Raw genomic sequence first — 21,267 nt, 5'->3', positions numbered from 1 at the left:
GCATTCCCAGGTTACGCAGTCAGAAGGCAGTTATGGTTTAGCAGCTTTTACCACATCCTCAACCATTTTAATCGCCTCTTTGATTGCAATTTGACCGCTTTCTACGGCCCTAATTAAATCCTGAGCGTCTTTCGGGCTAATTAAATCGAGCCTGACGGGTTCTTTCAAGGAAACAATAAATTTAGTTTTATCGCTGTCTTTCAGGTTATCGGCTCTTTTTTTGTCTTCAATATTTTTTAGCTGTTCTTCTAAGTTTTTAAGTATTTCTGCTTGTTTTCCCTGGTCAAAATTGCCATCAAATATTCGTTTTACCCCTACAAGAGCAGCAGCACCTAAAGCTGCACCGCCAACAACTAATCCTACGGGAGGTGCAACGACCCACAACCCAAATAGAACTGGTACACCACCGAAAGCTGCCACCGCCGCACCAGCACCGGCAGCCCCCACCACACCAATGCCAATATCTGCTAAAATCCCTAATTTATCATGTGGATTTTTTTTCAGTTGCTCTATTGACTTCAGAATTTGCTCTTTGGTTGGCGTTTTATTTGCCGACATATTCAACCTCAATTTTTTTTGCTAATTTTGGCAGTTAAGCAGTGATGACGTTGCGGAAAATTGTATTGAAAACGTCTACCAGTAATTGAAAAAAATCTTTGGCAATCTCAATAATCTCTTGAACAATTCCAATAATTCCATCAGACACCTCTTTGCGTCGATCGAGTCGGTGGCCGGCTATTGCACCAATTGGGATACCCAGCGCTGTTGCCAAAGGTTCTAATAACGGGCCGACAAATGGTATCGAACTTGCCAAAATTCTTACAGCGACACCAACAGCAACCCCTATCGCTAAATGGGGATGCGATTTGACAAATTCTATGATTTTAATGAGGAGAATTTTGCCGATAAGTAAAACTTTGTTAGCAGCTTTTTTCGTGTATGTGGCAAGTTCATGCAGCCGCATCGAGACTTCATGCGGCAAGCCCATATCATTTAACCACACATACAAGTCGCTGCTACTCATTGCATCAGCATCGACTTGCCAGAGAGCCATTTTTAAATTAGCTTGCGGTAGGGATAATGCACTAGACATAATTTTTTATCCTTTTGGGAATTACCAAATTTTTACGAACATTTCACGAGGCGAAAATCCCCTAGACATTGCTCACCGATGCAGCCACATTTTGAGCAACTTTTTTAACCGTTAGGGATGCACGGTGCTATCTGGCATAGTTGCGCCAGTCAGATTTACATTGTTAAAATCTTTTAGGTTGCCTAAGATTGTTTTCAAGCCCGTTATTAAATTTTAATTTAATTTTTATGTATTGGAAAGTAGGAGAATGTCACAATTTGCCAGGAGTTAATAAAATTAGCTAGCCGTTAAAAGTCATATTTTGTCCTTCTTAGCCATAAAACGTCAGAAAAAGTCTGATACAATAGATAAAACCTCCTACATTTACCCAATAAATGGATGTTCAAGAACTCTTAAGGTTGGCCGATGGCTTGGTGTTCGCTAAGACCGGCAAACGATTGGACGATCTGCAACAGGCAGTAGTACGGGGAACGTGGCAAGGTAAAAGATACTCCGAAATTTCTAAAGAGGTTCATTGTACTGAACGCCATGTCAGAAATATTGCCTCAAAGTTATGGCAAACTCTTTCAGAAATATTAGATGAAGATGTAATGAAATCAAATTTGCGCTCCACAATGGAGAGGTATGAATTTTCTAAAGTTTCAAATTTTGGTTATTTTAACCTTGTCCAAAAAGGGAATATAAACGTCTGCACAGAAACCTCACACCCTCCAAAAACTCCACAACACTCACCCCCAACACAAACCTCACGTGAAAACAACACCCAACAAAAACTCGATTTAAGAGACGCACCAGATATCAAAACCTTCTACAACTGCACCCCTCAACTCACCGCCCTCGAAAACTCGATCGCCCGCCAAAACTGCCGCCTCCTCACCATCACAGGCATGGCAGGCACCGGCAAAAGCGCGATCGCCCGTAACCTCATCCCCCAAATTCAAACTCAATTCGATCGCATCATCTGGCTCAGTCTCCGCACCTCCCCACCCCTCGAAACAACCCTCAAAAATCTGATTCAATTTCTATCCGAGCGCACAGATATTAACTTTTCCACCAACATCGATGCTCAGTTGTCAATCCTAATAGAAAGATTGCGCGAAAATCGCTGTCTCATCATCCTCGATGACGTGCAGCAAATTCTCAGCAGCGGGCAACTTGCAGGAAATTACAAACCTGGATATGAAAACTACGGAACCCTATTTAAACTCATCGGCGAACTTCCCCACAATAGCTGCTTAATTCTCAATAGTTGGGAACCACCCTCAGACATAATCACATTCACCGACGATAATTCAGCAGTATGTTTATTGCAGTTAACCGGTTTAGGTGAAGCCGCCACAGAAATTCTCAGACAAAAGAGTTTGTTGGATGAACAAGCCTGGCCTGAATTGATTAACCTTTATCAAGGTAATCCCCTGTGGTTAAAATTAGTCGCTCAAACCATTAATAACTTATTTGGCGGTAGAGTCTCTCAATATTTAAGCTATCAACCAGTATTTTTAAGCGATGAATTGACACCGATATTGCAGCAGCACTATCAGCGGTTGTCGGAAATAGAAAAACAGGCGATTTCGCAACTTAGTAATGAAATCGAGCCTATTTTGTTTACCCAATGGATGGCAAAATATCAAGATTCGCAGCGCGACTTATGTAAAGCAATTCAATCTTTAGCCAGACGGGGAATTATCGAAAAATTGAGCTGTGAAACTGAAATCGTTTTCACGATTCCACCTGTGTTAAAACAGTATGTTAAAATGGTGGCAGATCCCCCCTAGCCCCCCTTAACAAGGGGGGGACAAGATTCTTTTCAAAGTCAACCCCTACTCCCCTTCTTAAGGGGGATTTAGGGGGATCTAGATATGTGCAACTACCCATTAAATTGGTATAAGTCCTAATCTAGCTAAATGAGAGCAAACCACTATCGCAACTCAAACCCAACCTAAACAAATGCTCACTTTCGATCGATTCATCAAGCAACTTCCAGATGAAGACGGACGCTATGAACTTGTTAATGGAGAAATTCTCAAAATATTACCAACAATCAGAGTGCACGAAAATGTAGCTGATTTCCTTGAAAATACGTTCCAAGACGAGGTAAAAAGACTCCACCTGAATTACAGGGTATCTGGCCGAATTGTAGTCAGGACATTAACCCCAAATGGTAAAGAACAAGGCCGCCATCCTGATGTTACAGTAGTAGACAAAACCCTCTGGGAATCGCAGCCCTTCGCCTATTCAGCACTAACTGATCCCCCACAATTAGTTGTAGAAGTTGTCTCAAAAAATTGGGAAGATGATTATATCGACAAGCTGGATGAATATCAGCGGCTGGGAATTTCTGAATATTGGATAGTCGATTATTTAGCTTTGGGTAGCAGAAACTATTTGGGCAACCCGAAAGAGCCGACTGTTTTTGTTTATCTACTTGATGAAAATGGCGTTTATCAAATGACTGCTTACCGAGGGACTGAGCGAATTATATCCCGAACTTTCCCAGAATTAGCGCTGACAGCAGAGCAAGTGTTGGATGTATGATATCAAATCTGCCGAAAAGATAAGGATAAAGCATTGCTCATTGGTTTTCGCTTCAACCGAAAGGCCGCCAGGGAATTAATTCCCTGGCTAATAGCTAAAGTCCTCTAAAGAGGACTAATGAGTAATGATTTCTTCAGTCCTCTTCAGAGGACTTAAGCTTTGAGGCAGGGGTTTCAACCCCTGACGGGCTCAGGGAAAGAGCGTCTCGAACAGGCAAGATGCCTGTTCCACAATAATTATTGGAGAGGTTTATTAAACTAAACTACGATCGCATCGCCTGTTTTTGCTCGGCCTTCAAATCGCGGTTGCTAGCAGCAGCCAACTCCGCATCCAACAGCGTCTTACCAGTCGCAGCCAAATACACATCATCCAAACTCGGCCGAGATTGAGCAATCCCAAAAGTAGGCAATCCCGCATCTTTTAAAGCTTGCTGAATAGTCACCAGCGCATCGCTTTGCGGTGTTACTACTAAATTGAGAGAATTTCCTTGAGCCGTATTGACAATTACTTCCTGCACAAAAGGCAAAGATTGCATCAGAGTTTTAGCTTTTTCAGCTTCTTCGATCGGCGAAAACTCCCGAATCCGCAGAGTCACCCGATCGCCCCCAACCCGATTTTTCAACTCCTCCGGCGTGCCCTGTGCAATCACCGTACCCTTGTCAATAATCGCCACGCGATCGGCCAAAGCGTCAACTTCTTCGAGATAATGGCTGGTAATCAACACCGTTGTACCTTCCTCCCGCAACTGCCGCAGGAAATCCCACACCACTACCCGGCTTTCAATATCCAGCCCGACAGTCGGTTCGTCTAACACCAAAACATCCGGCTGGTGAAGCAACCCAGCAGCCAAATCCAAGCGCTTGCGGATACCGCCGGAATAGGTGCCCGTCTTTTTATTTTCCCACTCCTCCAAACCGAGGAGTTTCACCATTTCGTCAATCCGCCCTTTAATCGTATTGCGCGGCAAATGGTAAAGCGCTGCTTGCAGTTGCAGGAGTTCCCGCCCCGTCAGCACCTTATCAAGAGCCACTTCTTGGGCGACGTAGCCTAGTCTTTGTCTGACAATTCTCGGCTGGCTGACAGCAGAAATGCCAGACACTTCAATGCGTCCGCTATCGGGGGCACTCAAAGTACAAAGTACCCGCAGGGTTGTGGTTTTGCCTGCACCGTTGGGGCCTAGCAAACCAAATATTTCCCCCGGTTCTACCTTGAAGGAAACATCTTTAACGGCTTCTACAGTGCCGTAGCGTTTCTGAAGATTTTCAATTAAAACGGCGGGAGCCATATATTTTGGGGATGAACTGGTTGTTAATATTTTGACACTTCTGAGCTCAAATTGCCGGAATGGTCGATCGACCAAAGCGACTGGCTGTGCTTGTACGATCGCACAATCCTCCTCAACCGGAAACAGATTCTAGTTTTGATTCTTAATATCAGTTTATAAAATATTAACTTTATAGCGGTTCTCAACCCTGATATTCATCAGTTTTCCCACTATTTAATCTCCCATCTCAAATCATGTCCGGTCAATTAACCATGATTCCTATAGGGGCGGGTTCACCAAGATATTGAATAGAAACGGGAAAATCTGTAAACCCGCCCTGGCCTTTAATCGCGGTCAATCGATCGGACATGATATCAAATCCAAAAAATTATGAGTTTTGAGTTAATTATAACTTCTCAGTTAGTAACTCAAAACTCACAAGTTTTCAACAAGTAGAGATGCACCCGAAACCTGTTACTTTATAATTATCTCTACCTATAGGCTGATGTGTAGCGAGATTTTGATAATTAACACACTGGTCACACACATCACACTTTCGAGCCAACTATTAAACACAAAAAACTTCCCGAATTGGCAAGTTCTACTTGTAACGAGTTCCCCAAAAATGTAACTGTAGGCCCGTGAGCTCAACCCCGATAGTTATCAGTAATCACCAACTCTTTAATCGAAAATCGAAAATCGAAAATCGAAAATGGTATTAACTCCCCCAAAGGGAGTGGCTGCCAGGTCTTTAATCGACAATTTTTACCCAACCGCGGCGAACGTTGTACAGCAGTCGGTTGATGATGGCATACTCATCTTCATTCAGTGTTCTTTCTAAGAGTGCAGATCTGAGCTGTCTCCGGTCGTGGCGAGTCACGACGCTGGAGAACATGACCTGACCAAATAACTCTTCGAGTGTCATTTGGGATACTGACATGATAAACCTCCTAGTTGATTGAGACAGATAAAATTTTAACAGGCTTGTTGTATTTGTATTATCCACTCTGGGAGGGACTTCAAAGGCGATCGAAAACATTGACACGGTGTGATTTTTTGGTTAAAAATCTGTGACCGAGACTTTGATGCCCAGTGACTTGGATCTCTTAAATTGGTGATGCTTGTCACGGAAGTCAGAAGTCAGAAGTCAGAAGTCAGAAGTAAGAGGGAAAAAGACCCTTGCAGCGCGATCGCCCTCAAAAAGTCTCCATCTCGTCCTCATGGCTTCTCAACCTTATTTTCCCCTATGCCAATTTTCCAGCTAATTGAGGCATTGGTCAATAGTCGCCACAACCGACTCTGCCAAATCTTTCAGTGCGTAACCCCCCTCCAAACCAAAAGCTATGCGGCTGGTGAGTTGCAGGCAGTATCCGGTGAAAGTACCGAAATCTGACGGCATCAGAGTCATGCTCGCCAGCGGATCGGACGCAGTAGCGTCATAACCGGCGCTGACAATCAACAAATCCGGTTCAAATTTTGACAAAAAAGGCACGACAAGAGATTCAAAGGCGCTCAGGTATTCAGCTATGCCACTGCCGGGATAGAGGGGAATGTTCAGCACGTTGTCGTAGGCACCGCGCTCCTCGGCATCTCCTGTTCCCGGATAGCACGGAGATTGGTGCAGGGAACAGTAGGCAATTTGGCGGCAGCTTTCCACCAAAGATTGAGTGCCGTTGCCGTGGTGCACGTCCCAGTCGAGGATGGCGACGCGGTTGATTCCCGGCTGTTCCAAGGCGTAGTGAGCGGCGATCGCAGCATTGGAAAACAAGCAAAAACCCATCGCGCGGGCTTTTTCGGCGTGGTGTCCCGGCGGCCTGGCCAGCACAAAAGCCGGTTCCCCCGCAACCACCACTCGATCGACCCCATCGAGCCAAGCACTCGCCGCTAGCAGCGCTACATCGTAACTTTCAGCAGAAATCGGCGTATCACCGTCGAGGTAGCCGCCTCCCCGATGAGCCAAATGTTCGACTTCTTTGATGTATCTTTGCGAGTGAACTTTTTTGATAGCCGAGAACAGTTGTTGTTCGCGCTGCGCCACTGGGGTGGGCAGTTGCCACTCAATTTGATCCGCCCAAGGAGCAGCTTTCAGAGCATTGACGATCGCCGTTAAACGTTCTGGTCGCTCTGGGTGAAGCATTCCAGTCTTGTGCAGCAAGAAATCTTCGGAGTAGATGACGGGTAGCATCGGCTGATTTTAGATTTTAGATTTTAGATTTTAGATTTTTAGTTTGCTTTAAGAAGGCCTTCGGTTTTGTGAAATTAAAATTGCGATCGAGTAACCATTTTAATTTCTTATAGGGCCGTCAAAAAAACTCACCAAAGCATGAAAGCCTTCCCCTAAAAAAACCTTTCTAGCTTTTGCCAATTGATGACTAAATCACCAACTGCCAACTTACGAATTTCCCTTGTTTCGTCCCTTAAATTTTCTGGCAACTTTCCCATAAATTCCAAGGCAAATTGTGATATAATTTCAGGAGTAATTTGCAATATTTGGCAGCTCTACTGAATCCAAACCGATTTTATCGCATATTTGAGATTTATAGCGGTCAAATTTAAATTTTTAACGGAGTTTTTCAACCTATGAGTATGTCTGAGTCGCGGATAATCCCGACGGATCTGGGTGGTGAGATGTCCCGATCGTACTTGGAATACGCCATGAGCGTAATAGTCGGTCGGGCCCTACCAGATGCCAGGGACGGTCTCAAGCCCGTTCACCGACGCATTCTCTACGCCATGAACGAATTGGGCTTGACTCCCGATCGACCTTTCCGCAAATGCGCCCGCGTCGTGGGGGAGGTGCTGGGCAAGTATCACCCGCACGGAGATACAGCGGTTTACGACGCCCTGGTGCGGATGGCTCAGGATTTTTCCATGCGGGAACGCCTGATCAACGGCCACGGCAACTTCGGCTCCGTTGACAACGACCCGCCCGCTGCCATGCGGTACACCGAATGTCGCCTGACAGCTTTGACTAGCGACTCCATGCTGCGCGACATCGACTCGGAAACAGTTGATTTCGGCGACAACTTCGACGGTTCCCAGCAAGAACCCCTCGTACTCCCGGCACGTATCCCCCAAATTTTGCTCAACGGTTCCTCCGGCATTGCTGTAGGGATGGCCACCAACATTCCGCCGCACAATTTAGGCGAAATAATTGACGGTTTAGTAGCGCTAATCCACAATCCAGCACTTACTGACCTGGAATTGATGCAGTACATCCCCGGCCCGGACTTTCCCACCGGAGGGCAAATTCTGGGTAGAGGCGGCATTCGCGATGCTTACACCACCGGGCGCGGTTCGATTACAATGCGCGGAGTCGCCGGCATTGAAACCATCGAACATCCCGGCCGCCCCGACAAAGAAGCAATTATTATCACCGAATTGCCTTACCAAACAAACAAGGCAGCCCTAATTGAGAAAATTGCCGAACTTGTCAACGACAAAAGATTAGATGGAATTTCCGACATTCGCGACGAAAGCGATAGAGACGGAATGCGGATCGTGATCGAACTCAAGCGCGACGCCTATCCCCGCGTCGTCCTCAACAACCTCTACAAACAAACACCCCTCCAAGCCAACTTTGGAGCCAATATGTTAGCGCTAGTAAACGGGGAACCCCAACTACTGACGCTCTCCCAATTCCTCAATGTCTTCCTAGACTTCCGCATTGAGACAATTACTCGCCGGACTCAATATGAGCTCCGCAAAGCAGAAGAACGCGACCACCTTCTGCAAGGCTTATTAATTGCCCTAGACAACTTAGATGCAATTATTCACCTAATTCGCGCCGCTGCCGACTCCGCAGCAGCGAAACAAGAATTGATGGATAATTACGGTCTTTCCGAACAGCAATCAGACGCAATTCTCCAAATGCAGTTACGGCGTTTAACAGCATTAGAAGCACAAAAAATTCAGCAAGAACACGAAGAACTGCGAGCGAAAATCGCCGATTTGGAAGATATCTTAGCGCGGCGGGAACGCATCTTAGAAATCGCCGAATTTGAAGCAGTCGAAATCCAAACCAAAATTGCCACTCCTAGACGCAGCGTCATCGAACACGCCGAAGGAGAAATCGATGAAAGAGATTTAATTGCCAACGAACAAGCAATTATTCTGATCACCGAGCAAGGCTACATCAAGCGGATGCCGGTCAGCACTTTCGAGGCCCAAAGTCGCGCTACTCGCGGCAAAGCAGGCGCGAAAATGAAAGAAGACGACGGAGTAGAACATTTCCTTTCCTGCTGCGATCACGATAGCGTTTTGTTCTTCAGCGACAGGGGCGTAGTTTACTCTGTCAAAGCTTATCAAATCCCCGTCTGTTCCCGAACAGCCCGCGGCACTCCTGTGGTGCAACTGCTGCCGATTCCTATAGAAGAAAAAATCACTTCTATGGTGTCAGTGACAGAATTCACCAGCGAAGAATACTTGGTCATGCTGACTCGCGGCGGCTACATTAAGAAAACCGCACTTTCCGCTTTTGGCAACATCCGCACTAATGGATTAATCGCAATTTCTCTAGAAGAAGGCGACCAACTGCGCTGGGTACGGAGAGCAAAAGTTGGTGACAGCATCATCATCGGTACGCGCCAAGGTATGGCAATTCATTTCCGCACCAATCACGAACAGTTGCGCCCAGTCGGCCGCGCGACGCGGGGTGTAAAATCAATGAAATTGCGATCGGGCGATGAGTTGATCAGCATGGACATATTGCCGAGTTCAATTGTTGCCGAAATTGCTGAATTGGAAACTGAAGAGTCGGAATTTGAAGGGGCAGAAATTGCTCTGTTAGAAACGGGGGACTCGGAATTTGAAGTAGCAGAAATTGCTGAATTGGAAACTGAAGATCCGGAATTGGAAGATGAAGAATTAGAACTGCAAGCCGAGGAAATTGAAGGCGAAGATGCCGAAGAAATTCCGACAGTTAGCAGCGAAGTTCCTTCGGTGTTGGTAATCACTACCAACGGCTATGGCAAGCGGGTTCCAGTTTCTCAATTCCGCCTACAAAGACGGGCTGGCAAGGGATTGACGGCTACTAAATTCAAGTCGAAAAAGGGTAAGGATCAGGTAGCTGCCCTGCGAATTGTCAACGAAGATGACGAATTGATGATTATTACCAACCGAGGTATTATTATCCGTCAGGCTGTGAGTGCAATTTCTACTCAATCGCGCACAGCAACGGGTGTGCGGGTGCAGCGGTTGGACGAGGATGATTCGATCGTAGCTGTGGCTTTGGTGCCGCCTGCGGGTGAAGAATCTGCCGAAGAATCGGCATCTGAGGAAGCCGTAGAAGAGTAAAAGTTAATGGTTTGTAGGGTGCGCTTCGGTGCACCTTACTGCTGTTGAAGGTTCAAAGTGCGATCGCCCCTACTCTGAAGTTTTCCCTCAAAAGTCAAAGATTTTTTCCGGTGAGGTAATGATGAGTCAACTCCAAACCCAACTACTAACTGATACCTGGGTTACAGCGACTTGGGATGAATATATAGAAATTATTAAACAGCCGGAGTACGATCGAGCAAAATGCTACTACTACAACGGACAGTTGAGGATTGAAATGGCAGCAGTCGGGCCAGATCATGCTGATGACAACGGAATTATCGTCATCTTAATCAATTTATTTGGCATTGCTAAAGGTATAAAAATGAGACTGCTGGTCAACTGTAGCTACGCCAAAACAGGTGTCAGAGGCGCTCAACCTGATGCTTCTTACTACATCGGAGACCGGGTACAAACGGCACCTCGCGGCAGTTCTGTAGTGAATTTAGATAGCGCATTTTCCCCAGATTTAGCAATTGAAATTGCCGACAGTTCTCTCGTTGACGATTTGGGTACCAAAAGAATGATTTATGAAGAATTAGGAGTGTCTGAATATTGGGTAGTAGACGTACAAAAAGCGCAAGTTATTGCTTTCAAAATAATTGCTAACCGGGGAAGCGAACGTCTGACGGAATCTCAAGTTTTGCCGGGGCTAAAAGTTGCTTTATTAGAGGAAGGTTTGCGCCGCAGTCGCCAGAAGGACAATACAGAAGTAGGCAACTGGTTTTTAGAGGAAGTTCGAGGGAATCGTCAATAGTGCGATCGACTGCATTCTTTTTTTAACTGGAGGCTAGAAACCCGGTTTCTACGAGTTTTGTGAACAGGAACGAGAAATATAGGAAGAAACCGGGTTTCTGATGTCTGCGTGTGTCCTGGACACGGCAATGCCATGTCCGGCGCTTGAATCGTTGACAATCGAGCCCATAATTGCTATAGGATAATAGAATCAAAAAGTTAATAACAAAAGTCTGTAAAAATGCCTTATTTAACAGCAGCAAACGACATCAAAGAACTTATAGCTAAATTTTCCCAAGCTAAAATCCTGTGGGTGGATACAGAAATCGCTGACTATAAATCCAACCCCAGATTATCTCTGATTCAGGTGTTAGCTGACTCCACAGATTCGACGGGAGATGCCACTTTTCTACTAGATGTCTTGGATCAACCTGAATTGGCCAAAGATTTCATCAACCAAATCATGGTCAATCCAAATATTGAAAAAGTCTTGCACAACGCCAGCTATGACATCCGATTTCTCGGCAATGACGACGCTCAAAATGTCACTTGCACATTAAAAATGGCGAGAAAGATTCCAGCTTACATTCTGCCCTTACCTAATCGACAACTCAAAACTTTAATAGAAACACTTTGCGGCATTGCTTATGTCGATAAAACAGAACAAAGCGGCGATTGGGCAAAGCGTCCCCTGACCGAGAAGCAGCTAGAATATGCCAAGATGGACGCGGTTTATTTAACAGGAGTGCATCGCCGCCTGCTAGAAATCCTTGCCCAATGTTACCCTGATCCCGCAACGGAAAACTTGACAGCATTGGGCGAAAAATATCAGAAAATAGAATCTCAGTGGAAGCCACTAGATTCAGAAATCGCTGAAGTTAAAGAACGATTTAAAGCGGGGATGCTGGCGCAAAATCTCAAAGATAGTTCTTATTTTCAGCTTTCCAGTTCGATAACGATGAAAGTTGATTTTATGACGCTGGCCAGACTGACGCAAACTGAGGGAATTGAGTTAAATTTTCCGGTGACGCTGACGAAAGAAATTCAAAAACAGTTAGGCCAACTCATCGCCGATCCATCTTTGGAAGTTGAGGATATTGCTAGTTGGCGGTTAAATTCTAATGTACAGCAACGGCGAAAATCTACTAAGAAAATTGCGCCGGAACCGGCTAGCGAGGATTTAACAGCATTGGGGAAAAGGTATCAAGAAATTTTGCCTGAATGGAAGTTGCTGGATTCTGAAGTGGAGCATCTGAAAGAGCGCATTAAAAAAGCAATGTTGGTGCAAAATCAGGAAAATACTCCCCATTTTAAGTTATCCAGTTCCTCTATTTTAAAGGTAGATTTTGCTAGCTTGGCAAAACTTGCGCTATCTGTGGGAGTTGAGTTAGATTTTATGGTGACGCTGACTCAATACATCCAAAAGCGGTTAGCGGAAGCAATTAACAAAATTGATGTGCAAATTGAGTATATTACGAGTTGGCGAATGACGGCGAAGACTGTGGAAGATGAAGAGGAAGAAATTCCGTTTTAACTACTAAAATATCACATTTTATCTCATTTTTATGTGTTCTATGGGGGCTGGGAGCGTGACAAAAATGTCTAGGAACAAGACCGAATAAGGGTGGCAGCCTGTATATCCTGTTGATAAAAGCGACGTTTATTACGAGTTAAATTCATTAACTCTTGTACAAATTCAGAATATTTATCCAAATAATTCACCCAGTCCTCTCCATCTTGCGCCAACGCATCCATGTAATCCCTCTGTGGTATTTTTTGCTTTGTTCTTTAGGTGGAACTTCCCCGCTTTGGGGCAGGGCTGTTTCATTCGAGCTAGGGGCAAACCCCCCGTGGTTGCCCCGATATTTGAAACAGCGATTCCCTCGTCCGTGGAGAGGGTAGGCACGGGGCACTACCCCTACAAAACGATGATTTCCCTGAGAATGAAACAGCCCTACCTGCAGCCAAGTCCGATCGCCGAAACTTCCAAATTGCTGTTGCCAAGTTTGCGCGTTTGCATGATGACTCCTTCGAGGTTCCACCTCGGTTATTCAGATTTAAGGGATGCCATATCGATACAGAAGCGGTATTTCACATCGGACTTGAGCAGTCTTTCGTAGGCTTCGTTGACCTTCTGGATGGGGATGACTTCGACATCGGCAGTGATGTTATGTTCGCCGCAGAAGTCGAGCATCTCCTGGGTTTCGGCGATGCCGCCGATGCTAGAGCCGGAGAGACTGCGGCGGCCCATGATCAGGCTGAATGCCGAGACATCCAGGGGATTCTCCGGTGCGCCAACCAGGGTGATGTTACCGTCGAGGCCCAGCAGGTTGAGATATGCGTTGATGTCGTGCTTGGCTGAAACGGTGTCGAGGATGAAATCGAAGCTGCCAGCGTGCTTTTGCATTTCGTCGGCATTGCGGGAGACCACGACTTCGTGGGCACCGAGGCGGAGCGCATCTTCCGTCTTACCGGGCGAGGTGGTGAAGACGACGACATGAGCGCCGAAGGCACGAGCGAACTTCACGCCCATGTGTCCCAATCCTCCCAGACCGACCACGCCAACTTTCTTGCCCTCGGTAACGCCCCAGTGGCGCAGGGGCGAGTAGGTGGTGATCCCGGCGCAGAGGAGTGGCGCAACCCCGGCGAGATCGAGGTTATCTGGAACGCGCAGGACAAAGCGTTCATCGACGACGACGCTATCAGAGTAGCCACCATAGGTGACTGGAGCAGTCTTGTGCTTGTCTGGGGAATTGTAGGTGAGGGTCAGGTTCGGACAGAACTGTTCAAGGTTAGCTTTGCACTGGGGACAGGTTCCATCCGAATCAACCATGCAGCCGACTCCTGCCAGATCACCAGGCTTGTACTTGGTAACTGCCGAGCCAACCTGAGTGACCCGTCCCACCATCTCATGACCGGGAACGATCGGGTAGGTAGTAGACATGAAGTCGCTCCACTCATTACGAACCGAATGGACATCGGAGTGACAGATGCCGCAGAAGAGAATTTCGATCTGTACGTCGTGTTCGGTTGGATCGCGCCGTGCGATCGTGTCGGAGGCTAGCGGTGATGTTGCACTGGCTGCGGAGTAAGCTTTCGTGTTGTACATAAATTGATGCTCCTATTAATTTACTTTTGGTGCCTGGTATTGTTCGTCGCTGGCCTTTTCCATCCAGTCCAGGGGCTTGCCGTCGAGTACCTCCTGAGTGGCGATATGAGTCATCGCCGTTAGCAGTAAAGGTGGGGATGGCGACAATGCTTTGTTGTCGTGCGTTTAGGGTTCGATCGTGTTGGCGGCGAACATCACTGCACCGTTTGGCCGCCATCGATGACCATAGCGTGACCGATTATGAAGGCAGCCGCGTCCGAGCACAGCCAGAGGACTGCCGCAGCGATCTCCTCGGGTTTGCCCATCCGTCCGACCGGCTCCTCCGCGACCACCTTCGCGCGCCCTTCGTCTGTGCCGCCGGTGAAGCGACCCATCATCGGGGTGTCGATGTAGCCGGGACAGACGGCGTTGACGCGGATGTTCTGCGCGGCGTAGTCGAGGGCTGCTGCCTTGGTCAGTCCGATCACGCCATGTTTCGCGGCGGTGTACGCGGGGCTACCCTTGATGCCGATGATTCCCGCGCCCGAGGACGTGTTGACGATCGCGCCGCCTCCCTGCTTGAGGATCAGCGGGATCTCGTGCTTCATGCACAGGAAAACGCCGCGGAGGTTGATGTCGATAATCCGGTTCCACTCCTCCTCCTCGTACTCCGCAGTCGGAGCTGCCTTCCTCGGCTCGATGCCCGCGTTGTTGAAGGCGAAGTCCAGCCGCCCGAAAGCCTCAACGGTCTTGTCCAGAGCCGCCTTCACGTCCTGTGCCCGCGTCACGTCGCACCTGACGGCGATCGCCCGACCGCCGAGTTCTTCGATCGTGTGAGCTGTTTCTTGATTGCCCTGTTCTGAGATGTCAGCGACCGCCACGCTGGCACCTTCACGGGCAAAGGCCAGCGCAGTAGCTCGACCGATGCCGCTCGCTCCTCCGGTCACAAACGCAACCTTTCCTGTGTAGCTGCCATTCTCGTTCTTTGTCATTTTTTACTCCTTTTGTTGCCCATTAGGGAAGTCTTTATTGGAACTTCCTTTTCTTACTCGATCGGCTCCAGTGTTGCTTTTACAGAGCCAGGTACATTGAATGCTCCTACGCCAGCATCGATCTTGCCGATCGCGATGATGCCGGGGTCAGGGATTTCTTCTTCGTCGTGGCGATAATAAATAGCCACATCAGGACCGGGAGACCAGTAAATGATGTCTCCAACTTCATAGGTTTTGGTTCGCTCACCCTCCTCCGAAATTGCTCTCGGCAGGCGGGCAAACTTTTCTCTTCCAAACAAATCGTTCATCGTCAGCGTTAATGGCAGCAGGGAAACAAAATCCCGAGTGGTTTTACTGTCGGTCAGCGTGGCTGTAACGGCTTTGTCTCCGACCTTGATGATTATCTTCATACTGCTTGTCTGCTTGGTTGATAGGTCAGTCGGCAGCTTCGACGAGGCACTGCTAGGCATCCTGTTGTCGGCACGGCAGGCTGAGTAACTCAGGGACATCGCTAGGGCGAAGACCAAAATCAGCATTCTCTTCTGACAGTTTTTCCCCTTGATGGGAAACCATCTCAAAAGCCTCAAGATTTTCCTCGATACTGCTCGTCGCTGACCTGTTCCATCCATTCCACAGGCTTGCCGTCGAGCCATTCCTGAATGGCGATGTGCGTCATCGCTGTGGTTGCTGTGGCACCGTGCCAATGCTTCTCACCCGGCGAGATCCAGATCGCGTCCCCCGGCCGAATTTGCTCGATCGCACCACCCCAGAGCTGTGCGAGACCGCAGCCAGCAGTCACAATTAGCGTCTGGCCCAACGGGTGGGTGTGCCATGCTGTCCGAGCGCCGGGCTCGAAGGTGACGCTGGCACCAGACGTGCGTGCTGGTTCGTGCGCCTCGAACAGGGGGTCAATGCGGACAGTGCCGGTAAAATACTCGGCCGGCCCTTTTGCAGAAGGCTGTGAGCCACTTCTTTTGATGTCCATTTGGTTAATTCCTTCAATTAATGCCATTTTGGTTGCGACCCCAATCTTAGAGATTGAGCACTAATCGCTTCTCTATCAATAGGGATGGATTTTTTAAGAAGCAAGGTTAGCTTTGAGGACATTTTGGTTGTCACTCAGCAGGTTTCTTGCCCAATCAAAACAGAGTTTTCTCTTGTATAAAAATCCAGACGCTTGCAATTCGCCGGAATCGTTTTTCATTGCTTTAGCCTCATTCTAAGAATCCTCAAGGGCAAGCAATAGAACGATCGTCTAAGATTGTTGTACAATCCTGCAAACTTAGAAATGAACGCTGCCAAAACGAGTGAAAAGTCCGCTAGGTCGTTTATTAACGACCAGCAGGCTCTTCGCGAGGCAGATAGAGCGCAAGCCCACAGAGACGAACTGACTGAGGCGATTCCTCATGATGGGACGATTGAGCCACTGAAGGGATTGCACTTCAATCGATCCTCCTCACCTTCGGAATGCGTTGATAGTGTCTCTATCCCTGCCTTTTGTGTCATTGCCCAGGGCAGCAAAGAAGTTCTTCTGGGCTGCGATCGCGCTTCAGTACGACCCGATGCATTATTTGTTTGGTACGATCGAACTGACGTGAGTTTATTGGATGTGCCTCTGCTGGATGCTGACTATATAGAACCCATTTGAGATCTTTTAGGCGATCTCGTCTGACAGCGGATGGGTGAGTGAAAGCACTATATCTATAAGTCACAACTTTATTTCCAGATAATATCCCCCATAGGGATGATATCCCGAAAGTTTCCATCTATTACTCCTCATATGGGATGATAGATGGAAACTATTAACGAGACGCTCGACTTTCAGCCAATATTTTCCTGGATATTACCCCAGTTTGGGTGACTATACGGAAACTTTCCGTATAATAAATAGTTCGACCGCTAGATTCTCTTTAATACCATAGGAATACCCGTCTCAGTTAATACCTCTTTGACAATGTACGAGAAAAAGTTATTACATGAAATTGTTCACTGTCCTCATGCACGCAAGTGTCTAGAAGCTCCTTCTATTGAGAATCCATGTTGTGAAATTGTTAGTTATCAAAGACCCCTCGATCTAGCAGAGTTTCAAGTGCCTGAACCTTGGAGTGGGCATATCGAACAAGCACCTATTCTTTTTTTGAGTTCAAATCTATCAATTGATTCTGATGAAGTCTACCCCACTTGGCATTGGTCAGATAACGATATAGACGATTACTTTAGTCATCGTTTTGGAGGAGGACAAAAAGATTGGATTATGAATGGCACGAAATCATTGCTGAGGGATGGTACATATAGTCATGCTGTTAAATTTTGGGCAGCAGTTCGTCAACGTGCGATTGAACTACTTCAACGAGATGTTAATCCAGGAAACGATTACGCGCTCACTGAAATAGTGCATTGTAAATCTCCTGCTGAAATTGGCGTAGCACAAGCACAGGATCAATGTGTAGACGCGTATTTGTTGAGAACTTTAGAACTATCAAGAGCAAAAGTGGTTGTAGTGCTAGGAACGCGCGCAAAGCAAGTGATTCAAAGTCAATTTAATATTTCCTCAACAGCTTCTATATCCGAGTCCATTAAGATAGGGAAGCATGAAAGATTTTTTGCTTTTCTTCCGCATCCAAATGCGCGGAGCTATCGTTCTTTTGCTAAGTGTTTACAGGATGATGAACTTGAAAGGCTACGTGCTTCTTTGCGGTGATATTAAAATGTAGCGAGGGATGCGCGCAGTCGAACAACGCCCATGCACACCGACCGACAAGAGTTAAGCAGTTATGAGTCAGAGTTTTTTGGCAGCGGGTGATGGGCAACGTTATTACAGGGAAATATTAGGCAACTTTGGCTCTGTATAACTGCAATCCTCTCTAGCTGGCGATCGCCAATTGCTAAAAAGATCTCAAATGGGTTCTATAGCGGTTCTCAATAAAATGAGGTACACACCGCTCGTAACTGATGCCCACGGAGGCCTATGCCCACGGAGGCCTATGCCCTATGCCCGCGAGAGCACCTCATGTTACTGAGAAAGGCTATACCTCTTCCTTCCTAGTTTCAACCGAACTCAGCGCCGCTTTGAGGGTATGCCAAGCCAAAGTTGCACACTTAACCCGCATCGGATATCGGGAAACACCTTGCATGATATTGAGTTTCTCCAACGGAGGCTCAAACAGAGTATTTCCCGCTGCCATCTCGCGGAACTGTTCTACCATTAAAAGAACCTGTGAAATAGTTTTACCTTTGATAGCGATCGCCATTAAGTCAGCAGAAGCAAGGCACAAAGCACAACCTGCACCTTCAAATTTAATATCTGCAATTTTACTTTCTGCTTCATCTAGTAGCAGCGTTAAATCAACCACATCACCGCAATAGGGATTTTCTCCTCGGTGTTGACGGTGTACTGGGTTAGTTTTTCCTTTGTTTTGCGGTTTTCTGGCGTGTGTCAAAATTACTTGTTGGTAAATTTGGCGATCGTTAGTTTTCATAATCTATTCACTCTTTAAAATTATTTAAGAGCAACTGCTTGTAATCGTCCGGGGTATCAATATCAATCGCCGCTTCTGGTATTAGCAGAATCAATCCTGTATCTATATATTTTTTTATTAACGCTTTTGCACCTTTATCTCCTTCAAGCTGCATCAGTTCTGGAAATAAGGCATTGCTAAACAGGGCAGGTACGCCTGTAGTTTCGTTATACTTTGAGGCAATAATTACTTTTTGCGTTTCTTGATAAGACTGAATCAATTGATTGAAAATCTGCGGAGAAACTAGCGGCTGATCTGCAAGTGAGATGATAACTGCATCAAGTTTAGAGTGAGTCTTCAGTAGCATACTAATACCAGCGCGAATAGAAGAAGACATTCCCTCTTGCCATTGGGAGTTCTCGACAACTTGCACTGCCTTGGGCATTAGTTCCGGTTTAATTTGTTCTGCATAAGCTCCCAGGACTACTATAATAGGTTGGCAAAGAGAAGCTAAGGCAACTTCCACCGCATGGAGTATCAGGCTGCGTCCTTGATAAGAAAGCAATTGTTTTGGTCTTCCCATGCGGGTTGCAGATCCAGCAGCGAGAATAATTAGACCAATTTTAAATACCATACCCAAGTTTTGAATTTTTGATTGTTAAAAACATACTCGTATTAGCCATTATTTTTTTGATTGTTGACTATTGATTGAATCATGAATTGGTACAGGACGATTTCTTAAAAAACCACCTTGATGCTTTGCTGTTACTGCTTGAATTTCGGCGATTATCGCCAGAGCAATCTCTTCGGAATTATCTGCCCCAATGTCGAGTCCCACCGGACTGTATAAATTTTGTTGCTGTTGTGGAGTGGGGATAATTCCTTCTTGTTGTAGTTCTTGCAATAATCGGGCTGTTCTTTTCTTAGGGCCAAGTATACCTAAGTATTTTAAGCCAGAAGGCAATAACACTCTCAGCAATTCCAGATCGTCTAAATAATTATGAGTCATAACTACAGCAACAGTACGCTCATCTATTTCGATTTCTTTTAATACATCTTGAGGAGAACAAAATTTAACTCGATCGGCTTCTTGAAAACGCTTTCGGCTTGCTTCCCGTTGGCGGTTATCAACTACAGTAATATGCCATCCTAACTGTTTGCCAAAGCGAACAACGGGAAGAACGTCATACCCAGCACCCAAAATTACCAGCGACAGCGGCGGCCCAATGACTTGAATAAAAACTTCAACTTTCCCGCCTGTTAACTGATATTGTTTCCCTACCGAGGTTTTGTGTTGAAGTGCTGCTTGTGTATCCCTTAAAACCGCTGCTGCTAATTCCTCATCGCTGATGTGGTTGATGATATCTGAATTTAGTAGCAAGCGATCGCCTATTTGAGATTTGCTTTCACCCTCTATATTAAATACAGTTGCAATAGCACTCTCAAACCGAGTATCAAGGCATTTGTGGACAAAACTAATTTGGTTCGGCTCGTTTACTGGCAACGATTCAATCAAAACATAAGCAATGCCTTGACAGCCAAGCCCCAATCCCCAAATTAAATCTTCCTCGGAGGTGGAATCATACTTAACCACACAGGGACTACCAGTGTTCATTACCTGCTGTGCTTTCTCAAATACATCACTTTCCAAACAGCCACCGCTAATTGCACCTACTATCAAGCCATCTGCACTCATCAACATTCGCGCACCTGGACGGCGATAAGTTGAACCTTCCACTTTAACTAAAGTTGCTAAGGCTAGCTTTTGCGTGGTGTCTTTTACTTGCTCTAAAGCAGCCATAATATCGTGTATTTCTTTCATTGCTCAGCCTATAAATTTTTGTATTTCACTGTTTAAGTTGGATTATAAGGACTTCAGCATAGGGGACGATATAACGATACTTGCAAGTTATTGTACAATCCTGCAAAATTCTTCTTCTAAATTAATCATGGGACGAGCCTGTAAAGCTTTGGTCTGATGACTTTTAGCTTTTACCTGCTTGTCCCTTTCTTATCCCGAACTCACGTTACATACAAATCACACGGTTCACGCGAACCCCGAAATCGGCATCCGGATTTGTCGTAGCGTCACCAAGTCGCTCTTGCAGCACTGCAACTGCTAAGTCCCGGCGCTTTGGCGATCGTGATGCGTCGGCAGATGCCAGCGCTGCCGCCATCTGTTCGCGCGTGAGATCGGTGCAATAGCACGGCGTGCCTGGTTGCTGACGCCACGAATCGGCGATCGTGCCCGCGTCGAAAGCATCAAGCCCGGTGTCTTCGACGAGGGCCATCGCCACGGAGCGATCGTTCTCGCGGTCAGCAGCCACAGGGAGGGCAATACGGCCAGGGCTCCCAGCAGGCTTGCCCTTGGTGGCGAAGGAGCCAGACCCGATCGCGTTCCACGCCTTGGCGATCGGCCGGCCTAGCTGTTCGGCCACCCAAAGGCTCTCAACCTGCCCGGCCTCGATAGCATCGATATTGTCGTCGCGATGGGGATAGTAATTCGACGTGTCGATGACGACTGTCTCGGCTGGTAGGTTGGCGATTAGCGGCGCGATTGTGGGAATACGGTTGAGAGGGATCGAGAGGATCACCGCGTCAACGTCCTCCAGCGCTTGGGCCGTCAAGACCGCGCGTGCGCCGAAAGCCAGCACATCGGCCTCGATCGTCTCTGGGCCGCGAGAGTTTGCCACCTTCACGTCATGTCCGGCCGCACTGAGTTTGCGTGCCAAAGTCTTCCCGATATGGCCAGTGCCCAAGATCCCGATGTTCATTTTATCCATGATCAA

General features: G+C 46.9%; 20 protein-coding genes. 7 read left to right on the top strand and 13 right to left on the bottom strand.

Features of this window, described 5'->3' with window-relative positions; genetic code table 11:
* Window positions 1–30 precede the first annotated feature (30 nt).
* Window positions 31–558 (bottom strand): hypothetical protein, encoded by a 528-nt coding sequence (locus QUB08_RS03285; protein ID WP_333223447.1) that lies wholly within the window; start codon window positions 556–558, stop codon window positions 31–33.
* 34 nt (window positions 559–592) lie between these two features.
* On the bottom strand, window positions 593–1,093 hold the full coding sequence (locus QUB08_RS03280) for a hypothetical protein (RefSeq protein ID WP_333223446.1): 501 nt from the start codon (window positions 1,091–1,093) through the stop codon (window positions 593–595).
* Window positions 1,094–1,467: 374 nt separating this feature from the next.
* Here QUB08_RS03280 and QUB08_RS03275 point away from each other — a divergent pair, with 374 nt between their 5' ends.
* Both QUB08_RS03275 and QUB08_RS03270 read left to right on the top strand, forming a co-directional pair.
* Entirely contained in the window at window positions 1,468–2,868 is a 1,401-nt protein-coding gene (locus QUB08_RS03275; protein WP_333223445.1) for an NB-ARC domain-containing protein, read from the top strand.
* A 172-nt stretch (window positions 2,869–3,040) separates the two neighbouring features.
* Window positions 3,041–3,628 carry a Uma2 family endonuclease gene (locus QUB08_RS03270; RefSeq protein WP_333223444.1) on the top strand — a complete coding sequence of 196 codons (588 nt, stop codon included), beginning with the start codon at window positions 3,041–3,043 and terminating at the stop codon, window positions 3,626–3,628.
* 262 nt (window positions 3,629–3,890) lie between these two features.
* Here QUB08_RS03270 and QUB08_RS03265 read toward each other — a convergent pair whose 3' ends face one another.
* The 3 genes from QUB08_RS03265 to QUB08_RS03255 all read right to left on the bottom strand — a co-directional run bounded on the left by QUB08_RS03265 (window position 3,891) and on the right by QUB08_RS03255 (window position 7,077).
* Window positions 3,891–4,913 (bottom strand): ATP-binding cassette domain-containing protein, encoded by a 1,023-nt coding sequence (locus tag QUB08_RS03265; protein ID WP_333223443.1) that lies wholly within the window; start codon window positions 4,911–4,913, stop codon window positions 3,891–3,893.
* Window positions 4,914–5,643: 730 nt separating this feature from the next.
* Window positions 5,644–5,832 carry a hypothetical protein gene (locus tag QUB08_RS03260; protein ID WP_015175516.1) on the bottom strand — a complete coding sequence of 63 codons (189 nt, stop codon included), beginning with the start codon at window positions 5,830–5,832 and terminating at the stop codon, window positions 5,644–5,646.
* 321 nt (window positions 5,833–6,153) lie between these two features.
* Entirely contained in the window at window positions 6,154–7,077 is a 924-nt protein-coding gene (locus tag QUB08_RS03255) for a histone deacetylase (RefSeq protein WP_333223442.1), read from the bottom strand.
* Window positions 7,078–7,472: 395 nt separating this feature from the next.
* Here QUB08_RS03255 and gyrA point away from each other — a divergent pair, with 395 nt between their 5' ends.
* The 3 genes from gyrA to QUB08_RS03240 all read left to right on the top strand — a co-directional run bounded on the left by gyrA (window position 7,473) and on the right by QUB08_RS03240 (window position 12,474).
* The gene (gyrA, locus tag QUB08_RS03250) at window positions 7,473–10,187 is read left to right on the top strand and encodes a DNA gyrase subunit A (RefSeq protein WP_333223441.1); all 2,715 of its coding nucleotides are present in this window, start codon (window positions 7,473–7,475) and stop codon (window positions 10,185–10,187) included.
* A gap of 28 nt (window positions 10,188–10,215) precedes the next feature.
* Window positions 10,216–10,962: a Uma2 family endonuclease gene (locus tag QUB08_RS03245; protein ID WP_333223440.1), complete on the top strand. Its 747-nt coding sequence runs from the start codon at window positions 10,216–10,218 to the stop codon at window positions 10,960–10,962.
* Window positions 10,963–11,181: 219 nt separating this feature from the next.
* Window positions 11,182–12,474 carry a ribonuclease D gene (locus tag QUB08_RS03240; protein ID WP_333223439.1) on the top strand — a complete coding sequence of 431 codons (1,293 nt, stop codon included), beginning with the start codon at window positions 11,182–11,184 and terminating at the stop codon, window positions 12,472–12,474.
* A 513-nt stretch (window positions 12,475–12,987) separates the two neighbouring features.
* Here QUB08_RS03240 and QUB08_RS03235 read toward each other — a convergent pair.
* From QUB08_RS03235 to QUB08_RS03220, 4 genes are all read right to left on the bottom strand, one after another.
* Complete coding sequence (locus tag QUB08_RS03235; protein ID WP_333223438.1) at window positions 12,988–14,049, bottom strand: NAD(P)-dependent alcohol dehydrogenase; 1,062 nt, start codon at window positions 14,047–14,049, stop codon at window positions 12,988–12,990.
* A gap of 194 nt (window positions 14,050–14,243) precedes the next feature.
* Window positions 14,244–15,020, bottom strand: coding sequence for an SDR family oxidoreductase (locus tag QUB08_RS03230; protein WP_333223437.1), 777 nt, complete (start codon window positions 15,018–15,020; stop codon window positions 14,244–14,246).
* Between the two features lie 53 nt (window positions 15,021–15,073).
* A complete protein-coding gene (locus tag QUB08_RS03225; RefSeq protein WP_333223436.1) occupies window positions 15,074–15,430 on the bottom strand; it encodes a cyclophilin-like fold protein in 357 nt (118 codons plus the stop codon).
* A gap of 173 nt (window positions 15,431–15,603) precedes the next feature.
* Window positions 15,604–16,032, bottom strand: coding sequence for a (R)-mandelonitrile lyase (locus QUB08_RS03220; protein WP_333223435.1), 429 nt, complete (start codon window positions 16,030–16,032; stop codon window positions 15,604–15,606).
* Between the two features lie 276 nt (window positions 16,033–16,308).
* On the opposite strand from QUB08_RS03220, the gene QUB08_RS03215 reads away from it, so the two are divergent.
* Entirely contained in the window at window positions 16,309–16,668 is a 360-nt protein-coding gene (locus tag QUB08_RS03215; RefSeq protein ID WP_333223434.1) for an AraC family transcriptional regulator N-terminal domain-containing protein, read from the top strand.
* A gap of 306 nt (window positions 16,669–16,974) precedes the next feature.
* Complete coding sequence (locus tag QUB08_RS03210) at window positions 16,975–17,721, top strand: uracil-DNA glycosylase family protein (RefSeq protein WP_333223433.1); 747 nt, start codon at window positions 16,975–16,977, stop codon at window positions 17,719–17,721.
* A 325-nt stretch (window positions 17,722–18,046) separates the two neighbouring features.
* Here the strand turns inward: QUB08_RS03210 and sufU are convergent, their stop codons facing one another.
* From sufU to QUB08_RS03190, 4 genes are all read right to left on the bottom strand, one after another.
* On the bottom strand, window positions 18,047–18,499 hold the full coding sequence (gene sufU / locus QUB08_RS03205) for a Fe-S cluster assembly sulfur transfer protein SufU (protein ID WP_333223432.1): 453 nt from the start codon (window positions 18,497–18,499) through the stop codon (window positions 18,047–18,049).
* A 7-nt stretch (window positions 18,500–18,506) separates the two neighbouring features.
* A complete protein-coding gene (locus QUB08_RS03200) occupies window positions 18,507–19,112 on the bottom strand; it encodes a nucleotidyltransferase family protein (RefSeq protein WP_333223431.1) in 606 nt (201 codons plus the stop codon).
* Window positions 19,113–19,160: 48 nt separating this feature from the next.
* The gene (locus tag QUB08_RS03195; RefSeq protein WP_333223430.1) at window positions 19,161–20,300 is read right to left on the bottom strand and encodes an XdhC/CoxI family protein; all 1,140 of its coding nucleotides are present in this window, start codon (window positions 20,298–20,300) and stop codon (window positions 19,161–19,163) included.
* A gap of 205 nt (window positions 20,301–20,505) precedes the next feature.
* Window positions 20,506–21,261 carry an NAD(P)-binding domain-containing protein gene (locus tag QUB08_RS03190; protein WP_333223429.1) on the bottom strand — a complete coding sequence of 252 codons (756 nt, stop codon included), beginning with the start codon at window positions 21,259–21,261 and terminating at the stop codon, window positions 20,506–20,508.
* Window positions 21,262–21,267 lie beyond the last annotated feature (6 nt).

It is taken from the genome of Microcoleus sp. BR0-C5, from assembly GCF_036705045.1.
Taxonomy (GTDB): domain Bacteria; phylum Cyanobacteriota; class Cyanobacteriia; order Cyanobacteriales; family Microcoleaceae; genus Microcoleus.
This window is presented reverse-complemented; position numbering and strand designations above follow the sequence as displayed.

What these genes read in the sequence shown, in the direction of transcription:
- QUB08_RS03285 (WP_333223447.1), bottom strand. Translation starts at nt 558, where the DNA reads ATGTCGGCAAATAAAACGCCAACCAAAGAGCAAATTCTGAAGTCAATA.
- QUB08_RS03280 (WP_333223446.1), bottom strand. Translation starts at nt 1,093, where the DNA reads ATGTCTAGTGCATTATCCCTACCGCAAGCTAATTTAAAAATGGCTCTC.
- QUB08_RS03275 (WP_333223445.1), top strand. Translation starts at nt 1,468, where the DNA reads ATGGATGTTCAAGAACTCTTAAGGTTGGCCGATGGCTTGGTGTTCGCT.
- QUB08_RS03270 (WP_333223444.1), top strand. Translation starts at nt 3,041, where the DNA reads ATGCTCACTTTCGATCGATTCATCAAGCAACTTCCAGATGAAGACGGA.
- QUB08_RS03265 (WP_333223443.1), bottom strand. Translation starts at nt 4,913, where the DNA reads ATGGCTCCCGCCGTTTTAATTGAAAATCTTCAGAAACGCTACGGCACT.
- QUB08_RS03260 (WP_015175516.1), bottom strand. Translation starts at nt 5,832, where the DNA reads ATGTCAGTATCCCAAATGACACTCGAAGAGTTATTTGGTCAGGTCATG.
- QUB08_RS03255 (WP_333223442.1), bottom strand. Translation starts at nt 7,077, where the DNA reads ATGCTACCCGTCATCTACTCCGAAGATTTCTTGCTGCACAAGACTGGA.
- gyrA (WP_333223441.1), top strand. Translation starts at nt 7,473, where the DNA reads ATGAGTATGTCTGAGTCGCGGATAATCCCGACGGATCTGGGTGGTGAG.
- QUB08_RS03240 (WP_333223439.1), top strand. Translation starts at nt 11,182, where the DNA reads ATGCCTTATTTAACAGCAGCAAACGACATCAAAGAACTTATAGCTAAA.
- QUB08_RS03235 (WP_333223438.1), bottom strand. Translation starts at nt 14,049, where the DNA reads ATGTACAACACGAAAGCTTACTCCGCAGCCAGTGCAACATCACCGCTA.
- QUB08_RS03230 (WP_333223437.1), bottom strand. Translation starts at nt 15,020, where the DNA reads ATGACAAAGAACGAGAATGGCAGCTACACAGGAAAGGTTGCGTTTGTG.
- QUB08_RS03225 (WP_333223436.1), bottom strand. Translation starts at nt 15,430, where the DNA reads ATGAAGATAATCATCAAGGTCGGAGACAAAGCCGTTACAGCCACGCTG.
- QUB08_RS03220 (WP_333223435.1), bottom strand. Translation starts at nt 16,032, where the DNA reads ATGGCATTAATTGAAGGAATTAACCAAATGGACATCAAAAGAAGTGGC.
- QUB08_RS03215 (WP_333223434.1), top strand. Translation starts at nt 16,309, where the DNA reads ATGAACGCTGCCAAAACGAGTGAAAAGTCCGCTAGGTCGTTTATTAAC.
- QUB08_RS03210 (WP_333223433.1), top strand. Translation starts at nt 16,975, where the DNA reads ATGTACGAGAAAAAGTTATTACATGAAATTGTTCACTGTCCTCATGCA.
- sufU (WP_333223432.1), bottom strand. Translation starts at nt 18,499, where the DNA reads ATGAAAACTAACGATCGCCAAATTTACCAACAAGTAATTTTGACACAC.
- QUB08_RS03200 (WP_333223431.1), bottom strand. Translation starts at nt 19,112, where the DNA reads ATGGTATTTAAAATTGGTCTAATTATTCTCGCTGCTGGATCTGCAACC.
- QUB08_RS03195 (WP_333223430.1), bottom strand. Translation starts at nt 20,300, where the DNA reads ATGAAAGAAATACACGATATTATGGCTGCTTTAGAGCAAGTAAAAGAC.
- QUB08_RS03190 (WP_333223429.1), bottom strand. Translation starts at nt 21,261, where the DNA reads ATGGATAAAATGAACATCGGGATCTTGGGCACTGGCCATATCGGGAAG.